Genomic DNA, 11,672 nt, shown 5'->3' on the forward strand with positions numbered 1-11,672 from the left:
TTTTGTATAGTGAATATAAAACAAAGGATAAATTTGTGATGAACTGTAATTATCTCTATCTTTGCGTCAAATTAAAAAATCCATAAAAACAATGAAAAAATATTTTACATTAATTGCTTGTTTTGTATCTTTTTACAATACTGTTAAAGCACAAACAATTACTGCAGTTCCAATTGTAACGCTAACTGGAGCCCCAGGAACTCCAATGATGATTGCCTTTAATCCGATTTTTAACCTTTATTACGCAAGTTCAGGAGGCGGTGGATGTAATCAAATGACGACTTATACTAGTACTGGAGGAGCTCCTATTTCAAATACAAGTGTTTGTTATGACGCAAGGGGTACTTGGTGGAATCCTAATACTAATGTGTTAGAAGGAAACGGATACAACGGTTCAGGAATATATACGGTAACACTAAATGGTTCTGGAATTCCAACTAATGCAGGAGCTTTTTTTCCTGCAGGAAACATTCAGCCAGATCCACAAAGTATGGGCTCCTATGATCCTTCAACTAACAATATTATATACTATAATAGCGGTAATTTAATAAAGCGAAACAGAACCACCAGCGCCTTGGTTGCTACAATTCCTATAACAGGATTACCTGTTGGTTTTGGAAATTTAACTACAAATTGTGGATTCTTCACTGGAATTCCAGGAATCGAGTATGCAGTATATGATTATGTTAATAGAAGGGCATATCATATTAATTATAATACTGGCGCATATGTTTCTACTGTTCAATTCCCTCCAACTGCCGGTGCGCCATCCTATTACAACCTTTCTTATTCAAATAATATGTTCTTTATTTGTAATGCAAATGTTTGGCAAGGTTATAATATTTGTATTACTGCATCATCATCACCAAGTGCAATTTGTATAGGTTCTAGTGCTACTTTAACCGCAGAGGGAGGGAATAGTTATACTTGGTCTCCTGGAGGATTAAATACTGCTAGTATAGTTGTAAATCCAACTCTTACTACTAATTATACTGTTGCAGGAGTTGCTCAACCTGGTTGCCCTTCTACTGTTACGTTAACATTAAATGTCAATTCAATACCTACAATTGCTGTTAACAGCGGTACAATTTGTACTGGACAATCATTTACTATGAATCCTTCTGGCGCCAATACATATACGTATGAAGGTGGTAATGCTGTTGTAAGCCCTACTACAAATACGAATTATACAGTTGTAGGAACTAGTTCTGCTGGTTGTATTTCAAATGTCGTGACATCAAGTGTAACTGTGAACGCATCACCTATACCTACTATTACAGTTAATAGCGGTTCAATTTGCTCAGGAAATTCATTTACTATGTCTCCATCCGGAGCTGCTTCTTACACGTATCAAGGAGGAAATGCAGTTGTTAGTCCAACTTCAAACACTAACTATACAGTTGTAGGGACAAATACTGCTGGTTGTATTTCAAATGTTGTTACATCAAGTGTAACGGTTAACGCATTGCCTTTACCTACAATTTCAGTAAACTCAGGTACTTCTTGTGCCGGTGCTAATTTTACTCTGGTACCTTCAGGAGCAAATACCTATACTTTTCAAGGCGGAAGCGCAGTTGTTAGTCCAACTGCAAATGCCAGCTACACTGTAGTTGGTACAAATAGTGCGGGTTGTGTTTCTGCTACATTTGCTACAGCAAACATAACGGTTACAGCCGGTCCATCAGTTTCTGTTGCCGGTAATCAAACAATTTGTGTTGGAGAAACTACAACCTTAACTGCAAATGGAGGAGATTCTTATTTGTGGTTTAACACGGGTTCTAGTTCAAGCACAATTGCCGTTAGTCCAACTGTTACTACAGGTTATACTGTGCAAGGTACGTCTTCGGTGACGGGTTGTTCAAGTACATTTGTATCTAATGTTACAGTTAACTTGTGTACAGGTTTATCCAATCTGACAAACGAATTAAAAGGACTACAGGTTTATCCAAATCCTGCTGTAAATACTGTGATTGTTGAATTAAATAATGGTAAAGAGAAAAATATTATGCTAAGTGATTTATCAGGAAGAGTAATAAGCGAAAAAACAACTACTGATAATAAAGTTAGTGTTGATTTAAATAAATTATCTAACGGATTATACTTAATAAAAGTTCAAAGCGGAAATGCTGTAGAAACTATTAAATTAATCAAAGAGTAATCTTATTCTATAAATCTATTAAAAGCTCCGATCTAAACCGATCGGAGTTTTTTTATGATAATAATTAATAATTTATCTGTGCTGAAAGGTAAATTTCACTAGATTTATGGTAAAATTAAAGTAAAAACATGATAAAAAATTTACAAAATTTCAAGACAGGTTTAACTTTCGCAGTGCTATTTGCAGCGTGTGTTACAACCAAAGCACAATGCCCAACGCCTACGTCAGTTACGGCAACGCCAAGCATTATATGCTCCGGAGCAACAACTAGTTTGAATGCAACTGCTGTGGGTGCTTCTATCAATTGGTATACTGTTCCATCCGGAGGTTCGCCAATTGGTTCTAGTGCGAGTGGCGCTGATTTTAGTATAACTCCAGTTAACACAACGACATATTATGCTGAATCTTTTGTGTCTGGTATTAATACATTTACCTACACAGGAAGTCTTCAAAATTTTACCATTCCAGTAGGTGTTACTCAAATTACAATTACTGCTGTTGGAGCTGCAGGCGGATCTTTAACGGCTTATGGATTATATCCGGGCGGAATGGGTGCAAGTATGCAAGGTGTATTTGCGGTTACGCCTGGAAATGTTTTAAATGTTGTAGTAGGTGCAAGGGGTAATTCAGATCCGTCTTCAAGCGGTGGTGGAGGAGCTTCAGGTGTTGGTTTAGGAGCTACCCCTATGATTATTGCTGGTGGTGGTGCAGGTGTTGATTTCCAACAATATAATTACGCAGGCAGACATGCTGTAATAACAACAGCAGGAATAGTTGGTGGAGGAAGCGGAGGTGCCGGAGGAACAGGTGGTGCTGATGGAGGTAATTATACTTATAATGTAAATAATATTAGTAAAGGTGGGAGAGGTTGGAATTTTAATAATAATGGATCTTTGGGTGAGAATGGATATAGTATAAATACCACTTCAACTACAGGAACATGGGGATTAGGTGGAGGAGGAGGATCTGTTGGATATGGATTCTGTAATTGTGGCGGCGGTGGCGGTGGTTATTCAGGAGGTGGATCAGGAAGTGCTAATTACTCCGGTGGCGGTGGAGGTTCTTATAATTCAGGAACTAATCAAAATAATGTCGCAATGGTTGGGACAGGATTTGGTACTGTTACAATTAACATAGGTACAGCTTGTACTTCAGTTTCACGCACAGCTGTAGTTCTGTCTGTAACTCCACTTCCAACTATATCTGTAAACAGCGGTTCAATTTGCTCTGGTAATTCATTTACTATGTCACCTTCAGGTGCATCAACCTATACTTATGAAGGCGGTAACGCTGTGGTAAGTCCGACAACAAATACAAATTATACTGTAGTAGGAACAAATTCATTAGGATGTAATTCTTTACCTGTAACATCAAGCATAACGGTTAACGCATTGCCTTTACCTACAATTTCAGTAAACTCAGGTACTTCTTGTGCCGGTGCTAATTTTACTCTGGTACCTTCCGGAGCAAATACCTATACTTTTCAAGGCGGAAGCGCAGTTGTTAATCCAACTGCAAATGCTAGTTATACTGTAGTAGGTACAAATAGTGCGGGATGCGTTTCTGCAACATTTGCAACGGCTAATATAACCGTTACAGCCGGTCCATCAGTTTCTGTAGCCGGTAACCAAACTATTTGTGTTGGAGAAACTACAACCTTAACTGCAAATGGAGCAAATTCTTATTTATGGTTTAACACGGGTTCTAGTTCAAGCACAATTGCCGTTAGTCCAACTGTTACAACAGGTTATACTGTGCAAGGTACATCTTCGGTAACGGGTTGTTCTAGTACATTTGTATCTAATGTTACAGTTAACTTGTGTACGGGTCTATCCAATCTGACCAATGAATTAAAGGGTTTACAGGTTTATCCAAATCCTGCAATAAATTCAGTGATTGTTGAATTAAATAATGGTAAAGAGAAAAATATCATGCTAACTGATTTATCAGGAAGAGTAATAAGCGAAAAAACAACTACAGATAATAAAGTTAGTGTTGATTTAAATAAATTATCTAACGGATTATACTTAATAAAAGTTCAAAGCGGAAATGCTGTAGAAACTATTAAATTAATAAAGGAGTAATTTTACACCAATAATATATAAAAAGCTCCGATTTATACCGATTGGAGCTTTTTTTTGGAAATTATAAAAATCTGTCTTACATTTGAACCCATGAATAATCAATTACACGTACATCATCATGCTCTTACCCTCGGGTAGGCTTTGATGCTATTGTGTAATTCTTAAATAATTAACAACAGAACAGGCTTACCAAATGGTAGGCCTTTTTTTATTTTTAAACTAATAATAATTATGAAACTTAGAATAGCCATACAAAAATCAGGAAGACTAAACGAAGATTCCGTGAAACTTTTGAAAGAAATCGGAATCGAATTCTCCAGTCCCAACGGTAAATTAAAAACCGATGCTAATAATTTCCCCCTCGAATTATTCTTTTTGAGAGATGATGATATTCCACAATATGTAGCCGATGGGGTAGCGGATATTGGTATTGTGGGAGAAAATGTACTGATTGAAAAACAGAAAGACGTTCAAATCAAAAATAAACTGGGATTTGGTAAATGCCGTCTATCTATTGCAATTGATAAGTCGGCAATTTATAAAAATGTTCGCGATCTTCAGGGTAAACGCATTGCTACTTCTTATCCTGTGCTTTTGCAAAAGTATTTAAAGTCCAAAAAAATAAAAGCTGAAATTCACGAAATCAGCGGCTCTGTAGAAATTGCCCCGGGTATTGGTTTGTCGGATGCAATTTGTGACTTGGTGAGCTCAGGTAGTACTTTGCTTACCAACGGACTTAAGGAGGTAGAAGTAATTCTCCGTTCTGAAGCTGTTTTAATTTCCAATAAAAAATTAAATAAAGAAAAAAAGGTATTATTGGATAAATTGCTTTTCAGAATTGAGGCGAGTAAAAGAGCAAGAAACAACAAATATATCTTACTTAACGCGCCGAATAACAAATTAAAAAAAATTATTTCTATTTTACCGGGCATGAAAAGTCCTACGGTTTTGCCCTTGGCTGAAAAGGGATGGAGTTCCGTTCACTCCGTTGTGAATGAAAATGATTTTTGGGAAATTATAGAAAATTTAAAAGTTAACGGAGCACAGGGAATTTTAGTGGTTCCCATTGAAAAAATGATAATATAAGATAGAATGAAAATTTATAAATATCCGAAAGGAAAAAATTTGAGTCTTCTTTTAACACGACCTTTAATGGATACGGGTTTATTGGAAGAAAAAGTGGCCAAAATATTGCGCGAAGTAAAAAGTAAGGGCGATTCTGCTTTAAAAAAATTCTCCCTGCAGTTTGATCAGGTTAAGTTAAAAACATTGCAAGTTAGCGATGCGGAAATTCAGAATGCTATCCTGCAAATAAGTCCGGATTTAAAAAACGCCATTAAGTTGGCTGCTAAAAACATTAAGACTTTCCACGCATCACAATCTGAAAAATATAAAAAAGTAGAAACTACTTCCGGCGTAAGTTGTTGGCGTAAGGCTGTGGGAATTGAAAAAGTAGGTTTATATATTCCTGGTGGTACCGCTCCTTTATTTTCTACGGTTTTAATGTTGGGCATTCCGGCGGCTCTTGCCAAATGTAAGGAAGTAATTTTGTGTACACCTTGCGATAAAAACGGAAAAATAAATCCCGCAATTTTATATGCTGCTTCTTTAGTGGGTATTAAAAAAATCTATAAAGTAGGCGGGGCTCAGGCCATTGCGGCCATGGCTTATGGTACGGAATCTATTGAGCAGGTTTATAAAATATTCGGACCCGGAAATCAATATGTCACCTGTGCGAAACAATTGGTTTGTAAAGAAGGGATGGCCATTGATATGCCTGCCGGCCCCTCTGAATTAGCAATTTTGGCCGACTCATCTTGTGAACCTGCTTTTGTGGCTGCTGATTTACTTTCTCAGGCCGAACACGGAGCCGATTCGCAAGTAATTCTCATTAGTCAGGAAGAAAAGGTTATAAATAAAGTGAAGCAAATGGTGTTGACTCAATTAGAGGAATTGCCGCGAAAAATAATAGCAAAAAAAGCATTGGAGAATAGTAAATTTATTTTGGTGAAAAATCTGAAGGAAGGAATTGATGTAGTTAATGCTTATGCACCTGAACACTTGATAATAGCATGCAAGAAAGCAGAAGCAATTGGCGAAAAAATCACAAATGCAGGTTCTGTCTTTTTAGGAAATTTTACACCCGAAAGCGCCGGTGATTATGCTTCAGGCACCAATCATACCCTTCCTACCAATGCACATGCACGCGCCTACAGTGGTGTGTCCCTGGATAGCTTCCTCAAAAAGATAACCTTTCAAAAAATTACTGAAAAGGGTTTAAATAAAATTGGATTGGCCATTGAAATAATGGCAGCAACCGAGCAATTAGATGCACACAAAAATGCAGTTAGTATTCGTTTAAAGAAAAAATAAAATGAAATTTGATTTATTAAAAATTATCAGAAGCAATATTTTAAAGTTGACGCCTTATTCTTCAGCTCGTTCAGAGTTTAAGGGAAATGCTGATGTTTTTTTGGATGCGAACGAAAATAGTTTTGGTTCCCCGCTCAATGAAAATTTTAATCGTTATCCCGATCCTTATCAGCAAAAATTGAAAGATAAATTATCCACTATCAAAGGCCTTCCGCCAAAAAATATATTTTTAGGTAACGGCTCCGATGAGGCTATCGATATTTTATTCCGAATATTTTGTGAGCCGGGCAAAGACAAGGTAATAATTTGTCCTCCAACTTACGGCATGTATGAAGTTTCAGCTAATATCAACGATGTGTTATTGGTAAAGGTTCCATTGTTACCGGAAACATTTCAGTTGGATATAACTAATATTTTAAAAGTAATATCTGATCAAACTAAATTGATTTTTATTTGTTGTCCCAATAACCCAACCGGTAATGGGGTTCAGTGGTCGGATATTAAAATGATCATTGAAAACTTTCCGGGTATAATAGTGATAGATGAAGCTTACATCAATTTTGCCTCTTACCGTAGTTTAATTCCTGAATTACTCAATTATCCTAATTTAGTGATTCTACAAACCCTTTCTAAAGCGTGGGGACTGGCAGGATTAAGATTAGGAATGGCTTTCGCGTCGGAAGAAATAATTTCTTTGTTTAATAAAGTTAAACCACCTTATAATATAAATGAAGCCACACAACAATTGGCTTTGCAAGCGCTCGATAATATTCAAGCTGTGAATGAGTGGATTAAAGTTAGCGTACAGGAAAGAACGCGATTAAGAGATGAGTTGAGCACTTTGTCTTTTGTTTTAAAGGTGTATGATTCGGAGGCTAATTTTTTACTAATTAAAATGCAGGATGCTAATGCCGTTTACGATTATCTGGTGAATGAAGGCATCATCACTCGAAACAGAAGTAAAATTGAATTATGCGAGAATTGTTTACGTATTACGGTAGGAACAATGGAAGAGAATAAAAAATTAATCAGCACATTAAATAAGTTTAAATAATATGAAGAAGAAAGTTTTGTTTATTGATAGAGACGGCACGCTCATTGTGGAACCGAAATCGGATTTTCAGATTGATTCACTTGAAAAATTAGAATTTATTCCGGGCGCTATAACTTCTTTAGCTAATATAGCTAGGGAATTAGATTATGAATTGGTGATGGTAAGTAATCAGGACGGATTAGGAACATCATCTTTTCCCGAAGAAACATTTTGGCCGGCGCAAAATAAAATGTTACAAACTTTGACAGGTGAAGGAATAACTTTTGCGCAGATACATATCGATAAGAGTTTTGAAAAAGAAAATAAACCCACGCGCAAGCCCAACACCGGTATGTTGCTTAATTATTTTTCTGATGAATATGATTTAAAAAACTCTTTTGTAATTGGAGATCGAATAACAGATATTCAATTGGCAAAAAATTTAGGAGCTAAGGCAATTTTCATTATGAATGAAGTGCACGATCAAACCATAGATAAAAGTTTAGAAGATACTTTGGTTTTAAAAACATCAGCCTGGAATGATATCTATGTTTATTTGAAATTGCCTCCTCGAACGGTAAGTTTAGAGCGAAATACGCAGGAAACAAAAATTTCTATTTCCTTAAATCTCGATGGGAGCGGAAATGCTGAAATTAAAACAGCATTAGCCTTTTTTGATCACATGCTCGATCAGATTGCCAAACATGCAGGTATCGATTTAAAAATTGACGTAATAGGCGATTTGCAGGTTGATGAACATCATACCATTGAAGATACTGCAATTGCATTAGGAGAATGTTTGCTAAAGGCACTGGGAAATAAAAAGGGAATTGAACGCTATGCTTTTGTTTTGCCAATGGACGATTGTTTGGCGCAGGTTGCTTTGGATTTTGGAGGAAGAAGCTGGTTGGTGTGGGATGCTAAATTTAACAGAGAAAAAATTGGTGAAATGCCTACGGAAATGTTTTTTCATTTTTTTAAATCTTTTTCAGATGCGGCTAAATGCAATTTAAATGTAAAGGCGGAAGGGGAGAATGAACACCATAAAATTGAAGCTATTTTTAAAGCATTAGCTAAGTGTATAAAACAAGCGGTAAAACGTGATGAAAATAATATGCAATTGCCAAGTACCAAAGGATTATTATGAATGTAGTCATTATTAAATACAATGCCGGTAATGTGCGTTCCGTTTCCTTTGCTTTGGAAAGATTGGGTGTTCAATCTGTTGTTAGTGATATTCCGGAAATAATTGCAAAGGCTGATAAGGTTATTTTTCCCGGTGTGGGTGAAGCATCAACGGCCATGCGTTATTTAAAAGAAAAAAAATTGGATCAGCTTATTGTGAATTTAAAGCAACCGGTTTTAGGAATTTGTTTGGGTATGCAATTAATGTGCGCCTTTTCGGAGGAAGGAAACACGGATTGTTTGAAGATTTTTGATCAAAAAGTTTTGCTATTTAAAAGTGATACTAATGCATTTAAAGTTCCCCAAATGGGATGGAATAATATCGAAAACCTAAAAGGTCCTTTGTTTAATGGGATTAAAGAAAAGGAATACATGTATTTTGTACATGGATTTTACGTGGAAAAAGGTGTGCACAGCATAGCTACTACAGATTATATTTTGCCTTATAGTTCGGCATTGCAAAAAAATAATTTCTATGCCGTGCAATTTCATCCGGAAAAATCAGCGGAGGCCGGACAAAAACTAATTACTAATTTTTTGAATTTATAAAATGCAGATTATTCCGGCAATAGATATTATAGAAGGTAAATGTGTTCGCTTAACGCAAGGTGATTACAATCAAAAAATTATTTACAATGAAAATCCTTTGGAAGTTGCAAAACGGTTTGAGGATATTGGCTTATCTCGTTTACATTTAGTGGATTTAGATGGGGCAAAAAAAGGTGAGGTTGTGAATAGCAAGGTGCTGGAATCTATTGCTTCTAAAACATCGTTGGTGATCGATTTTGGTGGGGGTATAAAAACGCAAAGGGATATTGAAAACGTTTTCAATTCAGGTGCTCAGATGGCAACTATTGGAAGTTTAGCAGTTAAAAATCCATTTCAATTTCAAAAATGGATCAAAGAGTTTGGTTCGGACAAGATCATGTTGGGAGCTGATGTTCGTGATGAATCAATTGCAATTTCAGGGTGGCTTGAAAAAACGGAATTAAATATATTTGATTTTATACAATCGAATAAAGAATTTGGATTGAAACAATTTTTTTGTACCGACGTGAGTAAAGATGGTATGTTAGAGGGGCCAAGTATTGAATTATATAAAAAAATTATTAATAAGTATCCAGATTTAAATTTTATAGCAAGTGGTGGCGTTTCATGTTATCAGGATCTAGTAGATTTAAAAGAGATTGGATGTAAAGGAGTGATTGTTGGAAAAGCTATTTATGAAGGAAAGATTAGTTTAGAAGAGATCAATGGTTTTAAATGACGAAGTACGAATGTAGAAGTACGAATATAGAATGACGAATGTGGAAGTGTGAATGTAGAAGTACGAATTATAAGTATGAATAGAATTAATTTTTAGATATGAAACAAAATGATTTAAAGGATAGAACAAAAAGGTATGCCATCGTTAATTATAATTCGTCAATCTTCATTCTTAAATCTTCATTCTTAGATAGTAAATAGAAACCATGTTAACCAAACGCATAATTCCTTGTCTGGATATTAAAGACGGTCGTACTGTGAAAGGCATCAATTTCGTAAATATTCGAGATGCCGGTGATCCGGTTGAACTGGCCAAGTGTTACTCTGAACTGGGGGCTGATGAACTGGTGTTTCTGGATATCACGGCGACCAACGAAAAGAGAAAAACACTTTCTGAATTGGTAACTAAAGTAGCGGCAGCAATTAACATTCCGTTCACCGTGGGCGGTGGAATTTCTTCAGTTGAAGATGTTGAAGTTCTTTTGAATTCCGGTGCTGATAAAGTATCCGTCAATACCAGTGCATTCAAACGACCTGAACTCATCAATGAACTTGCCTCTCGATTTGGCTCTCAGTGTGTGGTTTTGGCAATAGATACGAAATTTGAAAACGAAGATTGGTTCGTGTATTTAAACGGCGGGAAATTAAAAACCGAAGTAAAAGCTATTGATTGGGCCAAGGAAGGAGCTAAAAGAGGTGCGGGAGAAATTTTACTCACCTCTATGAATAACGATGGTACAAAAAACGGATTCGCAAACGATATTACTCAATTAATTTCTGAAAATGTTTCTATACCGGTAATTGCGAGTGGTGGAGCAGGTTCTATGCAACATTTCGCGGATGCCTTCCTCATTGGTAAAGCTGATGCGGCATTGGCGGCCAGCGTTTTTCATTTTAAAGAAATTGAAATAAAAGCACTAAAAGAGTATTTAATAACTAAACAAATTGAAATAAGATTATAATATGAATATAGATTTTTCAAAAGCATCAGACGGACTGGTACCGGTAATTGTACAAGACAATCAAACTTTAAAAGTATTAATGTTGGGGTACATGAATCCCGAAGCTTTAACACAAACCATTTCCACCAAAAAAGTTACTTTTTACAGCAGAAGTAAAAAACGTTTATGGGTTAAAGGTGAAACTTCCGGTAATTTTTTAAATGTGGTAAGTATTAATCAGGATTGTGATGATGATACAATTCTAATAAAAGTTGCGCCTGAAGGTCCGGTTTGTCATACCGGTTCGGACACGTGTTTCAATGAAGAGAACAGGGGTAATTTTTTGTTTGAGCTGGAAGCTACGATTCAAAACAGAAAGAAGAATCCGCAAAAGGAATCTTATACCAATCAACTTTTTAATAAAGGAATCAATAAAATTGCTCAAAAAGTAGGGGAGGAGGCTGTTGAATTGGTAATTGAAGCAAAGGATGATAATAAAGATTTGTTTTTAGGCGAAGCTGCTGATTTAATGTATCACTATTTGGTCTTATTGGCGGCTAAGGGTTATTCATTAAATGATGTAACAACCGTACTAAATAATAGGAATAAGTAAATTTAATTTTTGATTTGTA

General features: G+C 36.0%; 10 protein-coding genes. All 10 read left to right on the forward strand.

Going from position 1 to position 11,672, the window contains the following annotated elements; translation table 11 throughout:
• The first annotated feature begins 91 nt into the window (after nucleotides 1-91).
• The 10 genes from IPM51_05760 to IPM51_05805 all read left to right on the forward strand — a co-directional run bounded on the left by IPM51_05760 (nucleotide 92) and on the right by IPM51_05805 (nucleotide 11,653).
• Entirely contained in the window at nucleotides 92-2,158 is a 2,067-nt protein-coding gene (locus IPM51_05760) for a T9SS type A sorting domain-containing protein (GenBank protein MBK9283810.1), read from the forward strand.
• Nucleotides 2,159-2,286: 128 nt separating this feature from the next.
• Nucleotides 2,287-4,242, forward strand: coding sequence for a T9SS type A sorting domain-containing protein (locus tag IPM51_05765; GenBank protein MBK9283811.1), 1,956 nt, complete (start codon nucleotides 2,287-2,289; stop codon nucleotides 4,240-4,242).
• A 231-nt stretch (nucleotides 4,243-4,473) separates the two neighbouring features.
• Nucleotides 4,474-5,328 carry an ATP phosphoribosyltransferase gene (locus IPM51_05770; protein MBK9283812.1) on the forward strand — a complete coding sequence of 285 codons (855 nt, stop codon included), beginning with the start codon at nucleotides 4,474-4,476 and terminating at the stop codon, nucleotides 5,326-5,328.
• A gap of 6 nt (nucleotides 5,329-5,334) precedes the next feature.
• Entirely contained in the window at nucleotides 5,335-6,615 is a 1,281-nt protein-coding gene (hisD, locus tag IPM51_05775; GenBank protein MBK9283813.1) for a histidinol dehydrogenase, read from the forward strand.
• 1 nt (nucleotide 6,616) lies between these two features.
• Nucleotides 6,617-7,669 (forward strand): histidinol-phosphate transaminase, encoded by a 1,053-nt coding sequence (gene hisC / locus IPM51_05780; GenBank protein MBK9283814.1) that lies wholly within the window; start codon nucleotides 6,617-6,619, stop codon nucleotides 7,667-7,669.
• A 1-nt stretch (nucleotide 7,670) separates the two neighbouring features.
• Nucleotides 7,671-8,795 (forward strand): bifunctional histidinol-phosphatase/imidazoleglycerol-phosphate dehydratase HisB, encoded by a 1,125-nt coding sequence (gene hisB / locus IPM51_05785; GenBank protein ID MBK9283815.1) that lies wholly within the window; start codon nucleotides 7,671-7,673, stop codon nucleotides 8,793-8,795.
• A complete protein-coding gene (hisH, locus tag IPM51_05790; protein MBK9283816.1) occupies nucleotides 8,792-9,382 on the forward strand; it encodes an imidazole glycerol phosphate synthase subunit HisH in 591 nt (196 codons plus the stop codon). Before hisB ends, hisH begins: the two co-directional genes overlap by 4 nt.
• A gap of 1 nt (nucleotide 9,383) precedes the next feature.
• On the forward strand, nucleotides 9,384-10,100 hold the full coding sequence (gene hisA, locus IPM51_05795; protein ID MBK9283817.1) for a 1-(5-phosphoribosyl)-5-[(5-phosphoribosylamino)methylideneamino]imidazole-4-carboxamide isomerase: 717 nt from the start codon (nucleotides 9,384-9,386) through the stop codon (nucleotides 10,098-10,100).
• A gap of 205 nt (nucleotides 10,101-10,305) precedes the next feature.
• Complete coding sequence (hisF, locus tag IPM51_05800) at nucleotides 10,306-11,061, forward strand: imidazole glycerol phosphate synthase subunit HisF (protein MBK9283818.1); 756 nt, start codon at nucleotides 10,306-10,308, stop codon at nucleotides 11,059-11,061.
• 1 nt (nucleotide 11,062) lies between these two features.
• Entirely contained in the window at nucleotides 11,063-11,653 is a 591-nt protein-coding gene (locus IPM51_05805) for a bifunctional phosphoribosyl-AMP cyclohydrolase/phosphoribosyl-ATP diphosphatase HisIE (GenBank protein ID MBK9283819.1), read from the forward strand.
• Nucleotides 11,654-11,672 lie beyond the last annotated feature (19 nt).

Source organism: Sphingobacteriaceae bacterium, from assembly GCA_016715905.1.
Taxonomy (GTDB): Bacteria; Bacteroidota; Bacteroidia; order B-17B0; family Aurantibacillaceae; genus Aurantibacillus.

Excerpts from the sequence above, each read along its gene's own strand:
- hisF (MBK9283818.1), top strand. The coding sequence starts at position 10,306 with ATGTTAACCAAACGCATAATTCCTTGTCTGGATATTAAAGACGGTCGT.
- hisA (MBK9283817.1), top strand. The coding sequence starts at position 9,384 with ATGCAGATTATTCCGGCAATAGATATTATAGAAGGTAAATGTGTTCGC.
- hisC (MBK9283814.1), top strand. The coding sequence starts at position 6,617 with ATGAAATTTGATTTATTAAAAATTATCAGAAGCAATATTTTAAAGTTG.
- IPM51_05805 (MBK9283819.1), top strand. The coding sequence starts at position 11,063 with ATGAATATAGATTTTTCAAAAGCATCAGACGGACTGGTACCGGTAATT.
- IPM51_05765 (MBK9283811.1), top strand. The coding sequence starts at position 2,287 with ATGATAAAAAATTTACAAAATTTCAAGACAGGTTTAACTTTCGCAGTG.
- hisB (MBK9283815.1), top strand. The coding sequence starts at position 7,671 with ATGAAGAAGAAAGTTTTGTTTATTGATAGAGACGGCACGCTCATTGTG.
- hisH (MBK9283816.1), top strand. The coding sequence starts at position 8,792 with ATGAATGTAGTCATTATTAAATACAATGCCGGTAATGTGCGTTCCGTT.
- hisD (MBK9283813.1), top strand. The coding sequence starts at position 5,335 with ATGAAAATTTATAAATATCCGAAAGGAAAAAATTTGAGTCTTCTTTTA.
- IPM51_05760 (MBK9283810.1), top strand. The coding sequence starts at position 92 with ATGAAAAAATATTTTACATTAATTGCTTGTTTTGTATCTTTTTACAAT.
- IPM51_05770 (MBK9283812.1), top strand. The coding sequence starts at position 4,474 with ATGAAACTTAGAATAGCCATACAAAAATCAGGAAGACTAAACGAAGAT.